Genomic DNA, 15,856 nt, shown 5'->3' with positions numbered 1-15,856 from the left:
GGGAGGGCTCAGGGCTCCAGGCCGAACAGGGGCAGGCAGGCGTCGAGGTTGCGGATCTCGACGTCGGGGGACGGCGACCAGTCCTCGCGGGCCATGCGGAAGCGCCGGGTGACGACCGGCTCGCCCTGGCGCGCGTGGACGGTGACGCCGTCCTCGCGGTAGCCGAGCTTCCTGGTCACCGCCAGCGAGGCGTGGTTGTCCTCGAACGCCTCCGTCACGGCGTGCCGCGCGCCGAGGCCGGCGAAGGCGAGGTGCAGGACGGCCCTGCGCATCTCCGTGCCGATGCCGCGGCCCTGGAACCGCCGGCCCAGCCAGGAGCCCGTCTTGACCTCGCGGGTGACGGGAAAGCTGGCCGCCATGACGCCCTGGGTGCCGACGACCTGGCCCTCGTGCACCACGACCAGCTCCAGCGACCAGTCGTCGGCGGTGAACCCGGCCCAGTTGCGGAAGTGGTACTGCACCGTACGGCGGGCCCGCTCGGCCGGGGGCGCCTCGGTCCACGGGAACATGAACGGCATGAAACCCGCCTCGTGGACGCCCTCGGCCGCTCGGTCGGCCAGGTCGTCGAGGTCGTCGAGGGTGGGATGCCGCAGTTCCAGCCGCGGCGTGGTGATGGAGAGCTCAAAGAGCGGCCAGTTACGCATATTCCGGCATACTTCCAGGCGTAGCCCCGCGTGCGCGACTCGTTTTTTGCCCGGCCTCGAACTTTGCCGGAAAGGATTTGCCGAACGGTGTGCGTTCCAGGTCTCGCCTTGGCTAAGGTTGGGGCTGTTCGGAGGGGTGAACAGAGGCCGGGCGGGTGAACGCGCAGCTCGCTCCCCGGCCTCTGGAGAAAAGGCGGATGCGTCCATGGCGCATCCGCCTTTTCTTTGTTCCGCTGATTTCGCGCGGGTCTCGCCTCGGTCCACGCTTGCTAAAGGTTTGACCGTGCCGTCGCATAAAAGCGATATGCCGGTTTTTAGTGGGATTTGCCAGTGTCGTGAATTGTCGGCGATCTGGGTAGGCGTTGACCTATGATCACAAAGGTTCGGAGAGCGGTTGTTTTCGCCGCTCTCGGGTGTGGTGGGCTTCCCTTCCTGGCCGGTACGCCCGCCGTAGCGGACACGCCGGACAAAGCGGACAGGGCGGACGCGGCGGACACGGTTGACATAGAAGACAGGGCGTACCGGCCAGACAGGGTGGACCGGGCAGAAACGGTGGACCGGGCAGAAAGGGTGGACCGGGCCGACAAGGCGGACAAGGCGGTGCCCGGCGGGGGGATCGTGCTGCGGCCGGGCGACCGTGGCGAGACCGTCAGACGCCTCCAGGAGCGGCTGCACCGGAACGGCTACTACTACGGCAGGCTCAACGGCGTCTACGACGAGCAGACCAAGTTCGGCGTGTGGGCCTTCCAGAAGCACCGGCACCTGCGTCCCCAGGGTGCGGTCGGGCCGGAGGTGTGGCGGGCCTTCGACCGTCCGGTGCGGATGAAGCCGCTGGTCCCGCGCGGCGAGGCGGACCGGGTCGAGATCAACCTGCGCTACCAGCTGCTCATCGTCTACCGCCACCGCCGCCCGGCGCTCATCTCGCACGTCTCGACGGGCGCGCGGGTGAACTACTGCGAGAACGGCCACTGCGGCAACGCGATCACCCCGACCGGCGACTTCCACGTCACCAGCCGCGCGCCGGGCTGGACCGAAGGCCCGCTGGGCACGATGTACGACTCGCTCTACTTCGTCGGGGGCATCGCCATGCACGGCTCGTCGAAGGTGCCGCTGCGGCCCGCCTCCCACGGCTGCGTCCGCCTGCCGCTGCCCACCTCGAAGCGGCTGTTCGACATGGTGAAGATCGGCGAGCCGGTCTATGTGCGGGAGAAGTAGGTCAGACGCCTTGCGGCAGGCGGAACAGCCGGTCGGGGTCGTAGGTGGCCTTCACCTCGGCCAGGCGGGCGGCGTTGGGGCCGTAGTAGGCGCCGCGCCAGCCGGTCAGGTCGGGGTCGACGTAGTTCACGTAGGCGTGCTCGCCGAAGTGCGGGGTCAGCTCGCCGTGCAGCCGGCGCAGCCACGTCCGGTCCGTGCCCTTCGCGTAGTACTGCACGCTGTAGAGCGCGGCCCGGTGCGGGAACGCCGTGGCCGCCGGCTTGACCCGGCCCACCGCGCCGCCGAGCGCGTCCAGCAGCACGGCGTGCCGTCCGCCGCGCGCCACCCCGTCCACCAGGCGGCGCACGCCGTCGGCGGGGAGCTCGGCGTAGGCCAGGTGCGACTTGGCGGCGAACGCCTCCCGCCGCGGTCGGCGGCACTGCGCCACCGGCCGTGACGCGCATCCCGCCATGATCATCATGGCCTCCCGGTACGACGTCGTCCGCACCGACCTCGACGACGGCGCGCCGACCCGCGCGACCAGCGGGGCGAGCAGGCGGTCCAGTGACGCCTTCGTGCCCTCGTACGTGCCGACGAGGAGCACGTCCAGGTCGCGTTCCTCGCGCGCCAGGTGCAGCGAGGACCACAGCTCGTCCGGCGCGGACGGGGCCCACGACTGCCAGGCGCGCACCGCGGCCCCGGCCCTGGACCACGGCCAGTGCAGGAAGAACACGGTCAGGTCGCGGGTGGCGTGGGTGCGGAAGGTGAAGGAGACCGCGACGCCGACGTTGCCGCCGCCACCGCCGCGGCAGGCCCAGTAGAGGCCGGAGTGGTGGGTGGCGTCCGCGGTCAGCAGGCGGCCGTCGGCCGTGACCACGCGTACGGACTCCAGCGTGTCGCAGGTCAGGCCGTACTTCCTGGACACCACCCCGATGCCGCCGCCCAGCGCCAGCCCGGCGATCCCGACCGTGGGGCACGAGCCCGCGGGGATGCTCACGCCGTGCCGGGCCAGCCCGTCGTAGACGTCGACCAGCTTGGCGCCCGCCCCGATCGTGGCCCGTCCGGCGGCGTAGGCGACCGTGTTCATCCGGGACACGTCGATGACCAGGCCGGTCCCGGTGGACCAGCCCGCGTAGGAGTGCCCGCCGGAGCGGGGGGTGACCGCGACGCCGCTCGCGCGGGCGAAGGCCAGGCACGCCGAGACGTCCGCCGGGCTCGCGCAGTAGGCCACCCCGCCGGGTCTGATCCGGTCGTAGGCCGGGTTGACCAGGCGGCGGGCGGCGTCGTACCCGGAGTCGCCGGGCAGCACCAGCGTGCCGGCGAGCCGCCCGCGCAGCCGCGCCCAGTCCGGCGGCGGCGCCGACCGCCCGGCGCCGAGCGCGCCGATCAGCTCAGCGCCGCGCGTGCCGGTGCCGTGGGGACCCGGGCCGTACGGTCCGGCGCCGGACGGCCGGGCGCCGGTGGCCGTCTTCGCGTCGGCGGCCAGCGCCAGCGGCGCGAGGGCGGTGAGGTGGAGAAAGTCGCGGCGGTCCATGGGCGTCCCCCGTCGGTCGTGTCGAACCGATCGATGAGACGCCCGGCCCTCCGGACAAGTTCGTCACAACTACATCACTACCGACATCACCCCGCTGTCCCGCCAAATCCGAAGATGTTGGTACTGGCCCCCACCCGCGTCAGCCCGGGAGCCTTCCGCAGCACGCCGTCCTTGACCAGCCGCAGCGGCGACGCGGGCGGCTTCGGCGCCTCCCCGCTCGTCTGGACGACCCGCAGGGCCAGCGCCGGGCACATCTCGACCGCCCGCCGCGCGTCCTTGACCATCCACCCCGGCACGTTCCGGAACGACGGGAACCCGTAGTCGTCCAGGTCCACGAACTCCGGCAGCAGGTGCGCGCACAGGCCGTGCCCCTGGCAGCGGGTCCAGTCCACCTCCAGCCGGTACTCGGGCTCCACCTCCGGCTCCGGCATCGGCAGCACGCCGCGCACCGGCCGGCCGCACGAGCCGTGCTCCAGGTGCAGCGCGATCTCGCTCTCGAACGCGTCCAGCGCCGACAGCACGAACTTGGCCGTGCCGTCGGGATGGAAGCACGCCCCACGCCGCTCGACGGCCCGCACGCACCGGCGCACGGCGTCCACGGAGCCGGTGCCCTCGGCGATCGCGCACAGGGCCCGCGCCACGTCGGGCAGCCCCAGACGGCAGGGCCCGCACTGCCCGGCCGACTCGGCGGCCAGGTACGAGGCCACCCTGGCCGCCTCGCCCAGCGGGCAGGTGCCGTCACCGAGCGGCACGATGATCCCCGCGCCCAACGTGGCGCCCGCCAGCTTCATGCCCTCCCGCGAGATCACCGCCGACCCGGCCACCTCGGCCGACAGCCACGCGCCGTGGTAGCCGCCGACCAGCACGCCGTCCCCGGCCTCGGCCTCGCACAACGCGAGCACGTCGGCCAGCAGGACGCCGGTCGGCGCCTCGATCACCGCGCCGTTGGCCGCGCCGCCGCTCACCGTGAGCAGGATGGTGCCGGGCTCCTTGCTGGTGCCCACCTCGGCGTACTTCTGGGGGCCGTACTCGGCCAGCAGCGCGAACTGGGCGTAGGTCTCGGTGTTGGACAGCAGGGTCGGCAGCCCGTCCACGCCGCTCGTCGCGGCCCGCCGCTTCCTTCCCGGCGGGATGGCCTCCTCGCCGTTCACGCCGCGGACGAGCGCACCGCCCTCCCCGCTGATGAACCTCTCCGCCAGCCCGACGACCCGGATGGGGATGCGGCTCTCCGAACCGCCCGACACGTTCGCGGCCCGGCGTTCGGCCACGGCCGCCGCCACGGACGACTCGGCCACCTCGCCCTCGACCGTGGCCACGACCACCTCGCGGGCGCCCAGCGCCTCCGCCGCCAGGATGGCGCCGTCCAGCACGAGGTGGGGGTTGCGGGTGAGCAGCATGGCGTCCTTGGAGCTGGCCGGCTCGCCCTCTGCGCCGTTGACCAGCACCACGCTCTCGCCCGTGCCCGCCGCGTCGGCCACGGCCCGCAGCTTGCGGGCGAACGGGAAGGCGGCGCCGCCCCGTCCGCGCATGTCGACCTCGTTCACCATGGAGATGAGCTCGGCCAGTTCGCGCGGCCGCGGCTCGCCGTGCAGCGTCCGGTGCGCGGGCAGGTCGAGCCGCCGGCAGTGGTCGAGCCCGGCGGTCAGCCGCGCCGGGCCCATCCGCAGCACGCGCGGCACCCGGTGCGGGATCACGACCGGCTCCCCTGGGTCGTGCGGCGCGGGTTCATCCGGCCTCCCGGTACCTGCGCCGTGCGTCGGCCAGGCTCACCGGCGCGTCGGCCATTGCCGTGGCAGCCGCTGTGGCCGCGGCCGTCGCCCGCGGCCGCTCGACGGGCACGTCCGCCGCCACCCCGGCCGTCACGGCGGGCGCCTCGACCCTCTCCGGTACGACGGGCGGCCTGCGCAGCGTGGCCAGCACCCGCACGATCAGCGCGGACCCGACCGCGGCCAGGCACGCAACGTACGACCAGGCCACCCAGCCGGCCGGCGACCGGCCGGCCGTCAGCCCGTGCATGATCGCGATGGGCCAGGCCAGGTAGGCGGCCGAGTGCAGCAGCCGCCACAACCACGGCGTGCCCCGCACGGCGAAGCGGCCCCTGAGCATCCCCGTGGCCACCGCCACGACCATCAGGTCGAAGGCGAGCGCGCCGAACCCCACGTAGATCCCGGCGACCGGCACGATCGCCGCGCCCGGCGGCGCGTGTCCCAGGCTGATCATGAGGACGATGTGCGTGACCAGGTAGGCGAGCCCGATGAGGGCGGTGGCGCGGTGCGCGAGCTGGGCCCTGACCCGGTTGGGCGGGGACAGGAACACGCGTTCGGTGGTGACCAGGCCGAGCGCGACCGTCGCGGTCAGCAGCACCAGGGCGAACACGCCCGCGTAGAACTCTAGGAAACTCACTCCTCGGCCGAGCAGCGCGACGCCGCGTTCTGTCCTGGCCAGCGCGAACACCGACAACAGGACGGCCGTCAACGAGGCGCTCGCCCCCAGCCGGACGTTCCTTGTGTCCAGCTTGGTGGGGGCGTGCCGGGGGTGTCGTCTGTGGAGCATCTATTTCCCTCCAAGGTCGGGTGAGGGTACGACTCGGAAGGCTGATGGGGACGTGTCAGCAGCGGCGACCCCGGTTGATGCACGAGACGACGAACTGCATCAGCCGTTCGGGCATGACGTTGGCGAAGTCCGCGTGGTCGGTGACCGGGTTGTGCTTCTGTTCAGGGAACGCGTCCACGGCGAACGACGGACCCTGTGGAACCGTGTAGGCGAGGAGCATGCGCAGTTGCGGAATCGCCCTGGTGCCTTGCGGACAAGCGCCGTTCTGCCCGGGGAAGACCACGTGCGTGCGGTGATTGGCGCTGTCGGTGTTCTGACCGTCCCAGCAGCTGGGGAAATCCAGAATACGAAGAACCTGACTTCCGCGCGGGCAAAGCGGATATTTATCGGGACTTATGCGATTTGTGAATCCTGTGCAGCTCCAGCGGGCGCGGGCGTTCGCGGCGCCGTTGGTGCCCGCCTTGGCGTCGCCGGTGATCAGGCGCAGGAACCTCGGCATCGCGACGACCCTGGAGGTCGCGTTGCCCCGGAACTGCAGGCTCACCGTGCCGGCGCGGATCACCCGGCCCACGTTGCCGTCGGGGTCCTGGGTGTTCGCGTCCACTTTGCGGTCGCGCAGAACTGGCCAGAAGTAAGTGGATTTATCCCCTAGGCGGCAGGTGGTTCCGGCGGCGGCCAAACTCTCGTCGGTGGAGAAGCCGTCCGTGGACAGGTTGCCGACGTAGTCGTGGAGATGGTGGGCGCCGTTGCTCACACCGGGGGCCACGATGAAATTGTCGGGGTTGTTGTGACCATTGCGGTTGGTGCCGCATTGAGCGACGAACGTGCCACGTGAGCCGTTCCTGCCGATACCGGCGTCGAGCCTCAGGGGCTGGACCTGACGGATGTCCACGAAGTCGGTGACGAACGGGCCGAGGTCCTTGCAGTCGTCGTCCTGGGAGGCCGTGGGGGAGGGGGAGGCGGTCCGGGTCGGCCGGGCGCGCCGGTCCTGCGACTGGTCACCGGGGTCCTGCGGGTTCTGGGGATCTTGGGGATTCTGGGGGTCTTGGGGGTCCTGGGGTTCGGTCGTGGGGGTGCGGGGCGAGCGGTCGCGGCGGAACAGGGCGTCGCCGGGGTCCTCCGGCTCCGGCGACTGCGCCGGGTCGCGCAGCACGATCCCGCCGCCCTGCACCTGCTGATCCCCGTCCTGCCCCTGCCGGTCGGGCGCCTGCTGTTCAGGGACCTGCTGGTCCGGCACTTGCTGGTCCGGGACCTGCTGGTCGGGTGCCTGCTCGTCAGGCGCTTGCTGGTCCGGGGCCTGTTGGTCGGGGGCGCGGTCGCGCTGGCGGCGGGAGTCGTCCTGGCTCGCCTGGGCCGGGTCGCAGTGGTCGGCCCGCGCCGGGGCCACGCCGATGACGGCGGCGGACACCAGGCCGCCCGCCGCCACGGCAAGAGCGGTCATGGCCGCGGCCATGCGCCCGGTTCTCATGGTTGTCAGCCGTTGCATGGTGGGAGGTACGCGGGCTTACACCATCAGGTTCACCCATGACCGGAGATAGTTAGAAATAACTGGAGTTATCGGAGTGGCTGCCGGACCGATAACGAAGGTGTAAAGATGTGCCCCGTGCTAGGTCACCTCGACGGCAGGTTCGAGAGTGCGGATGCCGAGGCGGAACATCGCATCGCGGTGCTCTACCAGGAGTTCGGCGGCCCTCTGCTGCGCCACGTACGCAAATCGACCGGAAACGATCTGCAATGGGCCGAGGACGTCGTACAGGAGACGCTGGTCAGGGCCTGGCGAAACTCGGCAAGACTGCAATGGGAACCGAGCCTTTTATGGGCGTGGCTGCTGACAGTGGCCCGCCGCATCGTCATCGACGGACGCCGACGGAAGAGCGCCCGGCCTCACGAGGTCGAGCCGCCCGAAGTCGACCAGATGTCGGTGCCGGACGGCTCCGAACGCGCGCTGTCGGCGATCGTCGTCGCCGACGCGCTGCGCAGCCTGTCCGCCGAACACCGCGAAGTCATTGAGCAGACTTACCTCCGAGACCGTACGATAAGTGAAGCGGCGGAGATTCTGGGGATTCCGCCGGGCACGGTGAAGTCCCGGCTCTACTACGGGATCCGGGCTCTCCGCGAACAGCTGCGTGACAAGGGGGTAGCCGGCTGATGCACGACGGGGTGGCCGCCTACGTCCTCGGCGTCCTCGACGAGGAGGAGCACGAGGCGTTCGAACGCCACCTCGACGCGTGCGAGCGGTGCCAGGCCGAGCTCATGGAGCTGGCCGAGCTTCCCGGCCGGCTCGACGATCTCAGGACCGCCCCCTCGGCCTCCGGCGACGATCCCCCCATGTCGATGTCACGTTGACGTCTATGCCCTTTTCGGGTGATATCGGTACGGCGAGGCACACGCCCGGAATCAGGGCCGGGCGTTCAGGGGGAGGTGTTCGGTGGGCATCGACGGTGATGCGCCCGTTCCCCCCGCGCCGGCGGTCCGGCGAGGAAGGCGACCGGCTGTCGCCCATCTCCCCGGACGTACCCGTCTGCACTACTTCCCCTCGCTATGGGAACGAAGAGCCTGGCTATGAACAGCCATGGCAAACCCTCACAAAGGAGTGAGAGCGAAATGCCGCTCGACGAGGCCAAGGATGAGCTGCTGCAAAGAGCCGCGGAAAGTTGCGCGGTCGGCAGCGAGCACATGAGCGCGGAGGAGGCCCTCTCCTTCCTGCGGTTCTACTACCGCCATGTCGCGCCCGAGGACCTGCTCGACCGCAACCCCGTCGACGTGTACGGCCCGGCGATGTCCCAGCGGCAGCTCGCCGAGGTACGCCCCCAGGGCCGGGCCGTGGTCCGCGCCTACACCCCCACGCTGGAGGAGAACGGCTGGGACCCGGGGCACTCGGTCGTCGAGGTGGTCACCGACGACATGCCGTTCCTCGTCGACTCGGTCACCATGGAGCTCGACCGGCAGGACATCGGCACCCACCTCGTGGTCCACCCCCAGATGCGGGTGCGCCGCGACATGACGGGCCGGATGCTCGGCCGCGGCCAGGAGGACGTCACCGGCCAGATGCTGGTCGAGTCGTGGATCCACATCGAGATCGACCGCCAGGGCGACCCCGCGGTGCTCAGGCGCGTCGAGGCCGACCTGCAGCGGGTGCTCGCCGACGTGCGGTACGCGGTCGAGGACTTCAGGAAGATGCGGGCCCTGGCCGTCCAGACGGCCGAGGACCTCAGCATGAACCCGCCGCCGCTGGAGCCCGCCGAGGTCGAGGACAGCCTCGACCTGCTGCGCTGGCTCGCCGACGGGCACTTCACGTTCCTCGGCTACCGCGAGTACCGGCTGGAGCACACCGACCAGGGCGAGATGCTGAAGGCACTGCCCGGGGCCGCGCTCGGCATCCTGCGCGACGACAAGGTGGGCTCCGACAGCTTCTCCGCGCTGCCCGCGGAGGTGCGCGCCAAGGCCCGCGAGAAGCAGCTCGTGATCATCACCAAGGCCAACAGCCGGGCCACCGTCCACCGCGCGACCTACCTCGACTACATCGGGGTCAAGCTGTTCTCGCCCGAGGGCGAGGTGATCGGGGAGCGCCGCTTCCTCGGCCTGCTCACGCACGTGGCCTACAACGAGTCGATCTCCAGGATCCCCGTGCTGCGGCGCAAGCTGGCCGAGGTGCTCAACGCCGCCGGCCACGCGCCCGACAGCCACGACGGCAAGGACCTGATCGAGATCCTGGAGACGTTCCCGCGCGACGAGCTGTTCCAGACCTCGGTCGCCCAGCTCCTGCCGATCGCGCTCGGCGTGCTGCGGCTGCGCGAGCGCAAGCAGGTCAAGCTGTTCCTGCGGCGCGACGACTACGGCCGTTACATCTCCTGCCTGATCTACCTGCCCCGCGACCGCTACACCACCAAGGTGCGGCTGAAGATGCAGGAGGTGCTGCTCAAGGCGCTCGGCGGCAGGTCGCTCGACTACAGCGCGATGATCGGCGAGTCCGTGCTGGCCCGGCTGCACGTGGTCGTGCGCGGCGAGCGCGGCAAGCAGCTCCCCGCGCCGAGCGTCGACGTGGAGGAGCTGGAGGCGCGCCTGGCCGCGCTCACCCGCTCCTGGGAGGACGACCTGGCCGCCGCCCTCGACGAGATGACCTCCGAGGAGGAGGCCCCCGGGCTGGCCAGGAGGTACGTCTCCGCCTTCCCCGAGGGGTACAAGGCCGACTTCCCGCCCAAGGTCGCCGTGGTCGACCTGCGCCGCCTGGAGCAGCTCGTCGCCGACGGCGAGGAGGTGGCGATCAACCTCTACGAGCCGTACGACGCCGCCGAGGGCGAGCGGCGGCTGAAGATCTACAAGGTCGGCTCGCCGATCTCCCTGTCGGAGGCGCTGCCCCTGATCCAGCGGCTCGGCGTCGAGGTCGTGGACGAGCGGCCGTACGAGATCGACCGGGACGGCGACGCGAGCACCAAGAACGCCTGGATCTACGACTTCGGCCTGCGCTACACCCCCTCCGGCGAGGTGGACAGGAACGACTTCAAGCGGCTCTTCCAGGACGGCCTGAGCGCCCTGTGGCAGGGCCGCGTCCAGGCCGACAACTTCAACGCCCTCATCCTGCGGGCGGGCCTGACCTGGGAGCAGGTCGAGATCCTGCGGGTCTACGCCAAGTACCTGCGGCAGGCCGGCAGCACGTTCTCGCAGCTCTACATGGAACGCGTGCTGCTGGGCAACGTGCGGCTGGCCCGGCTGCTGGTCCGCCTGTTCGAGGCCAAGCTCGACCCGAGGCGCGGCGACGACGTGCGGGTCGACCTCGTGGAGGCGCTCAACGAGGAGATCCTGGGCGCCCTCGACGAGGTGGCCTCCCTCGACGAGGACCGCATCCTGCGGGCCTACCTGGAGATGATCCAGGCGACCCTGCGCACCAACTACTTCCAGACGGTCGACGGGCAGCGCAAGCCGTACATCTCGCTGAAGGTCGACCCGCAGGCGATCAGCGTGCTGCCGCTGCCGCGGCCGAAGTACGAGATCTTCGTGTACTCGCCCCGCGTCGAGGGCGTGCACCTGCGCTTCGGCAAGGTCGCCCGCGGCGGCCTGCGCTGGTCCGACCGCATGGAGGACTTCAGGACGGAGATCCTCGGCCTGGTCAAGGCGCAGATGGTGAAGAACACCGTCATCGTGCCCACCGGGTCCAAGGGCGGGTTCGTGGTGAAGCAGCCGCCCGCCTCCGGCGCCCGCGAGGACGTGCTGGCCGAGGGCGTGGCCTGCTACCGGATGTTCATCTCCGGCCTGCTGGACATCACCGACAACCTGGTCGACGGCAAGGTGGTGCCGCCGGCCGACGTGGTCAGGCACGACGGCGACGACACCTACCTCGTGGTCGCCGCCGACAAGGGCACCGCCACCTTCTCCGACATCGCCAACAGCGTGGCCAAGGAGTACGGCTTCTGGCTCGGCGACGCCTTCGCCTCCGGCGGCTCGGTCGGCTACGACCACAAGGCCATGGGCATCACCGCCCGCGGCGCCTGGGAGTCGGTCAAGTACCACTTCCGCACCATGGGCGTGGACGTGCAGACCACCGACTTCACCGTGGCCGGCATCGGCGACATGTCCGGCGACGTGTTCGGCAACGGCATGCTGCTCTCCCAGCACATCCGGCTGGTGGCCGCCTTCGACCACCGGCACGTCTTCATCGACCCCACGCCCGACGCGGCCCGCTCGTTCGCCGAGCGGCAGCGCCTGTTCGACCTGCCGCGCAGCTCCTGGGACGACTACGACCCGTCGCTGATCTCCGCGGGCGGCGGCGTGTTCCCGCGTACGGCCAAGTCGATCCAGATCACCCCGCAGATGCGCGAGGCGCTGGGCATCGAGGCGGGCGTCAGCTCGCTGGCCCCCAACGACCTGATCAGCGCCATCCTGCGGGCCCCCGTCGACCTGCTGTGGAACGGCGGCATCGGCACCTACGTCAAGGCCGGCTCGGAGTCCCACGCCGACGTCGGCGACAAGGCCAACGACGCGCTCCGGGTGGACGCCGGCGACCTGCGCTGCAAGGTCATCGGCGAGGGCGGCAACCTGGGCTTCACCCAGCTCGCCCGCATCGAGTTCGCCCTGAACGGCGGCCTGGTCAACACCGACTTCATCGACAACTCGGCCGGCGTGGACACCTCCGACCACGAGGTGAACATCAAGATCCTGCTCGACCAGGTCGTGCGCGACGGCGAGCTGACCGACAAGCAGCGCAACCAGGTCTTCACGTCGATGACCGACGAGGTCGCCGACCTGGTGCTGCGCGACAACCACGCCCAGAACGTGGTGCTCGACGCGACCCGCGCCCAGGCGGTCGACATGCTCCACATCCACGCCCGCTACCTGCGCAAGCTCGAACGCGACGGGCTGGTCAACCGCGAGCTGGAGTTCCTGCCCTCGGACAAGACGCTGGCCGAGCGGCGGCAGGCCAGGCTCGGGCTGACCGCGCCGGAGTTCTCGGTCCTGCTGGCCTACACCAAGCTGGTGGCCGACGCCGAGGTGCTGGGCTCCGAGCTGCCCGACGACCCGTACCTGGCCTCCTGGCTGGTGTCGTACTTCCCGTCGGACCTGCGCGAGCGGTTCCGCACGTACATGGACGCCCATCCGCTGCGGCGCGAGATCATCACGACCTGCGTGGTGAACGAGCTGGTCAACGCCATGGGCACCACGTTCATGTTCCGCTTCGCGGAGGAGACCGGCGCCTCCACGTCCGACATCGTGCGGGCGTACCTGGTGGCGCGGGAGGTCTTCGACCTGCCGAGCTTCTACCGGGCCGTGGAGGCGCTGGACAACGAGGTCGACACCGCCACGCAGATCGCCATGCTGCTGGAGGGGCGCAAGCTGGTCGAGCGCGGCACCCGCTGGCTGCTGGTCAACCGGCGTCCGCCGCTCGACCTGGCCGGGTCGGTCGGCTTCTTCCTCAAGGGCGTCAACGGGCTGTCCGCGCACATCCCCAAGCTGCTCACCGGGCCCGACCTGGCCGCCTACGAGGAGCGCCGCGACTCCTTCGTGGCCCGCGGGGTGCCGCAGGAGCTGGCCGAGCGGGTGGCCGCGATGGTGCCCGCGTACTCGACGCTGGACCTGGTCGAGGTGGCGTCCCTGACGGGCCGTCCGGTGAACGAGGTGGCGGAGGTCTACTTCGACCTGGCCGACCGCCTGCAGCTGGCCCGCCTGCGCGAACGCGTCATCGCCCTGCCGAGGGACAACCGGTGGAACTCCATCGCCCGCTCGGCGCTGCGCGACGACCTGTACGCCGCGCACGCGTCGCTGACCCGTGACGTGCTGGCCCACAGCACGTCCGGGCTGCCGCCCGAGGAGCGGCTCGCCCGGTGGACCGACGGCAACGCGGCCGCCGTGGGACGCGCCCGCCAGACGCTGTCGGAGATCTGGGAGAGCGACCACTTCGACCTGGCGACGCTCTCGGTGGCCCTGCGCGCGATCCGCACGCTGGTGGCCGCCAGCAACCTGCCTCACACGGAGGCGTAGGAACCGCCCGGAGGGGCCCTCACTCGCCGCTGGCGCGGGTGAGGGCTCCGTCGTGGGCGACGACCCGGGCGGCGGCCGGGGCCGACAGCGGGGGCACCGCCGTGGCGTACTGGTGGACCTCGGTGAGCTTGAGGCTGCGGCGCACCGACGAGGTCGAGATGGCCCAGCCCGCCTCCGGCGGCACCGGGATGATGTAGGTGTTGTTGGCGACGGTGCGGGTCGAGGTGTTGCGCGACAGCGAGTACTGGATCAGCGCGCCGCCGTCGGCCGTGCGCAGCGCGTAGACCGGCCAGTTGTCGGCGCTGAAGATCGAGTCGTAGCTGAACCCGTCCTTCTTGGCCTTCTCGCGGTCGGTGGCGATCTGCTTGGCCACGTCCGTCGTGTACGGCCCGTCGGCGAGCAGGCCCGCCGTCATCCCGGCCGCCCCGGTCTCGGCCACGCTGGCGTGCACCGGGCCCATGTACTGGGGGCTGATCGTGACGGTCTTGTCGTCGGGCGTCAGCGCCGTGGCGTAGCCGTCGGCGTCGAGCCGCACCCGCGGCAGCTCCTGGCCCGGCAGCAGTTGCGCGGCCGAGCTGAGCAGCCAGTCGTCGCCGCTCTTGGCGAACGTCAGCAGCGTCGGCTGCCCGTTGCGCGTGGCCAGCGCGCTGAACCAGGGCGCCCGCTCGCCCTGGGCGAACCTGGGCACGTAGAGGGTGGGCGTGCCCCAGGCGTAGCGCGGCGGGCGGTCGCCGGTGGACTCGAAGGCGGCCTGCGTGAGCGCCAGCTGCCCGCCGGTGACCAGGTCGGTGTCGAGGAAGAGCCGCCCCGTCACGGGGTTCTCCACGCGCAGCACGTCGTCGGTGGGCAGGATCTCGGCGACCGCCTCGGCCGCCTCCTGACGTGTGACGGCGGGCGGCGGCGCGCTGGGCGAGGGGCTCGCCGCGCCGGTGGCGCCCGCCTTTCCCTGGGGCACCGCCGGGGACGTCTGAGCAGGGCCTGTGCACGCGGTCGCCGCGGCCAGCACGCCGACGGCGAGCGCCAGCATCTTCCCCCGACCGTATGCACGCACCTCGCCATGTTATTCGTGCACGCGAGGGTCGCGTACCCTAGGGAGACGTGGCAGGCATCGATCCGGCAGAAGAGATCAACGAGCTCGCGAACACGCTCCGCAGCATCCAGGACGTGCTCGACCTCGACGCGATGCGCAAGCAGATCGAGGAGCTGGAGCAGCAGGTTGCCGCCCCAGACCTGTGGGACGACCCCGAGCAGGCGCAGAAGGTCACGAGCAAGCTCTCCCATCTCCAGGGCGAGCTCAACCGCGTCGAGGGCGTCGCGCGCCGTCTCGACGACCTGAAGGTGCTCTACGAGCTCGCGGCCGAGGAAGGCGACGACGACACGCGCCTTGAGGCCGACAAGGAGCTGGAGTCGCTCAAGACCGACATCGGCGCCCTTGAGGTGCGCACGCTCCTGTCGGGCGAGTACGACGCCCGCGAGGCGCTCGTCACCATCAACTCCCAGGCCGGTGGCGTCGACGCCGCCGACTGGGCGGAGATGCTGCTGCGCATGTACCTGCGGTGGGCCGAGCGCAAGGGCTACTCCACCGAGGTCTACGACACCTCCTACGCGGAGGAGGCCGGCATCAAGTCGGCCACGTTCACCATCAAGGCCCCCTACGCCTACGGCACGCTGCGCGGCGAGCACGGCACCCACCGGCTGGTCCGCATCAGCCCGTTCGACAACCAGGGCCGCCGCCAGACCTCGTTCGCGGGCGTCGACATCGTGCCGGTCGTCGAGCAGACCGACCACATCGACATCAACGAAGACGACCTGCGGGTCGACGTCTACCGGTCCTCGGGCCCCGGCGGCCAGGGCGTCAACACCACCGACTCGGCGGTGCGCATCACCCACCTGCCCACCGGCATCGTGGTCTCCTGCCAGAACGAGCGCTCCCAGCTCCAGAACCGCGCCTCGGCCATGAACGTGCTCCAGGCCAAGCTGCTGGAGCGCAAGCGGCAGGAGGAGGCGGAGAAGATGTCGGAGCTGCGCGGCGCGACCACCACGTCATGGGGCACGCAGATCCGCAACTACGTGCTGCACCCGTACCAGATCGTGAAGGACCTGCGCACGGGCACGGAGGCGGGCAACCCGTCGGCGGTGCTCGACGGCGACCTCGACGGGTTCATCGAGTCGGAGATCCGCTGGATGCGCAGGGCGGAGTCAGGCGCCACCGACTAGGTGCCTGAGCACCAGCGTCGCGAAGAGCAGCACGAGGAGCAGGACGACGACGAGGGCGGGTGACAGTCCGGCGAAGCCGTGATTGTGCATCCGCTCCCTGTTGGCTCGGCAGAGGGGGCAGCGGCCCTCGATCACGGGGTGGGCGCACTGCGCGCATACGAGGTGTTCACAACTCATGACAGCCCCAAGTCTAGCCGCACAATCGTTTTGTTTCCGTTATGGACGTTCCATGCCAGTCTTC

Annotated in this window: 11 protein-coding genes; 5 read left to right on the top strand and 6 right to left on the bottom strand. The window is 70.8% G+C overall.

Annotated features, from left to right (window positions below; translation table 11 throughout):
• Nucleotides 1-8: 8 nt before the first annotated feature.
• On the bottom strand, nucleotides 9-644 hold the full coding sequence (locus tag ACFYUV_RS14205; protein WP_387668742.1) for a GNAT family N-acetyltransferase: 636 nt from the start codon (nucleotides 642-644) through the stop codon (nucleotides 9-11).
• 552 nt (nucleotides 645-1,196) lie between these two features.
• On the opposite strand from ACFYUV_RS14205, the gene ACFYUV_RS14200 reads away from it, so the two are divergent.
• The gene (locus ACFYUV_RS14200; protein WP_387668739.1) at nucleotides 1,197-1,859 is read left to right on the top strand and encodes a L,D-transpeptidase family protein; all 663 of its coding nucleotides are present in this window, start codon (nucleotides 1,197-1,199) and stop codon (nucleotides 1,857-1,859) included.
• Between the two features lies 1 nt (nucleotide 1,860).
• Here the strand turns inward: ACFYUV_RS14200 and ACFYUV_RS14195 are convergent, their stop codons facing one another.
• From ACFYUV_RS14195 to ACFYUV_RS14180, 4 genes are all read right to left on the bottom strand, one after another.
• Complete coding sequence (locus ACFYUV_RS14195; protein WP_387668737.1) at nucleotides 1,861-3,372, bottom strand: FAD-binding oxidoreductase; 1,512 nt, start codon at nucleotides 3,370-3,372, stop codon at nucleotides 1,861-1,863.
• Nucleotides 3,373-3,458: 86 nt separating this feature from the next.
• Nucleotides 3,459-5,066, bottom strand: a complete 1,608-nt coding sequence (locus ACFYUV_RS14190) for an NADH-ubiquinone oxidoreductase-F iron-sulfur binding region domain-containing protein (protein WP_387668734.1) — start codon at nucleotides 5,064-5,066, stop codon at nucleotides 3,459-3,461.
• A gap of 31 nt (nucleotides 5,067-5,097) precedes the next feature.
• On the bottom strand, nucleotides 5,098-5,925 hold the full coding sequence (locus ACFYUV_RS14185) for a ferric reductase-like transmembrane domain-containing protein (RefSeq protein WP_387668731.1): 828 nt from the start codon (nucleotides 5,923-5,925) through the stop codon (nucleotides 5,098-5,100).
• A 55-nt stretch (nucleotides 5,926-5,980) separates the two neighbouring features.
• Nucleotides 5,981-7,378: a DUF1996 domain-containing protein gene (locus ACFYUV_RS14180; protein ID WP_387668729.1), complete on the bottom strand. Its 1,398-nt coding sequence runs from the start codon at nucleotides 7,376-7,378 to the stop codon at nucleotides 5,981-5,983.
• A gap of 150 nt (nucleotides 7,379-7,528) precedes the next feature.
• On the opposite strand from ACFYUV_RS14180, the gene ACFYUV_RS14175 reads away from it, so the two are divergent.
• From ACFYUV_RS14175 to ACFYUV_RS14165, 3 genes are all read left to right on the top strand, one after another.
• Complete coding sequence (locus ACFYUV_RS14175) at nucleotides 7,529-8,074, top strand: sigma-70 family RNA polymerase sigma factor (RefSeq protein WP_364325670.1); 546 nt, start codon at nucleotides 7,529-7,531, stop codon at nucleotides 8,072-8,074.
• Nucleotides 8,074-8,271: a zf-HC2 domain-containing protein gene (locus ACFYUV_RS14170; RefSeq protein WP_387668727.1), complete on the top strand. Its 198-nt coding sequence runs from the start codon at nucleotides 8,074-8,076 to the stop codon at nucleotides 8,269-8,271. Before ACFYUV_RS14175 ends, ACFYUV_RS14170 begins: the two co-directional genes overlap by 1 nt.
• Nucleotides 8,272-8,529: 258 nt before the next feature.
• Nucleotides 8,530-13,398, top strand: coding sequence for an NAD-glutamate dehydrogenase (locus ACFYUV_RS14165; RefSeq protein ID WP_387668725.1), 4,869 nt, complete (start codon nucleotides 8,530-8,532; stop codon nucleotides 13,396-13,398).
• 19 nt (nucleotides 13,399-13,417) lie between these two features.
• Here ACFYUV_RS14165 and ACFYUV_RS14160 read toward each other — a convergent pair whose 3' ends face one another.
• Entirely contained in the window at nucleotides 13,418-14,449 is a 1,032-nt protein-coding gene (locus tag ACFYUV_RS14160; RefSeq protein WP_387668722.1) for a hypothetical protein, read from the bottom strand.
• 47 nt (nucleotides 14,450-14,496) lie between these two features.
• Here ACFYUV_RS14160 and prfB point away from each other — a divergent pair, with 47 nt between their 5' ends.
• Entirely contained in the window at nucleotides 14,497-15,615 is a 1,119-nt protein-coding gene (prfB, locus tag ACFYUV_RS14155) for a peptide chain release factor 2 (protein WP_387668720.1), read from the top strand.
• The last annotated feature ends 241 nt before the right edge of the window (nucleotides 15,616-15,856 follow it).

The sequence above is a fragment of the Nonomuraea sp. NPDC003560 genome, from assembly GCF_042878785.1.
Taxonomy (GTDB): Bacteria; Actinomycetota; Actinomycetes; order Streptosporangiales; family Streptosporangiaceae; genus Nonomuraea.
The sequence above is the reverse complement of the archived record's forward strand: the minus strand, read 5'-3'. Positions and strand labels throughout refer to the sequence as shown.

Coding starts and splice junctions, on each gene's coding strand:
- ACFYUV_RS14180 (WP_387668729.1), bottom strand. CDS start 7,378: ATGGCCGCGGCCATGACCGCTCTTGCCGTGGCGGCGGGCGGCCTGGTG.
- ACFYUV_RS14165 (WP_387668725.1), top strand. CDS start 8,530: ATGCCGCTCGACGAGGCCAAGGATGAGCTGCTGCAAAGAGCCGCGGAA.
- ACFYUV_RS14205 (WP_387668742.1), bottom strand. CDS start 644: ATGCGTAACTGGCCGCTCTTTGAGCTCTCCATCACCACGCCGCGGCTG.
- ACFYUV_RS14185 (WP_387668731.1), bottom strand. CDS start 5,925: ATGCTCCACAGACGACACCCCCGGCACGCCCCCACCAAGCTGGACACA.
- ACFYUV_RS14170 (WP_387668727.1), top strand. CDS start 8,074: ATGCACGACGGGGTGGCCGCCTACGTCCTCGGCGTCCTCGACGAGGAG.
- ACFYUV_RS14195 (WP_387668737.1), bottom strand. CDS start 3,372: ATGGACCGCCGCGACTTTCTCCACCTCACCGCCCTCGCGCCGCTGGCG.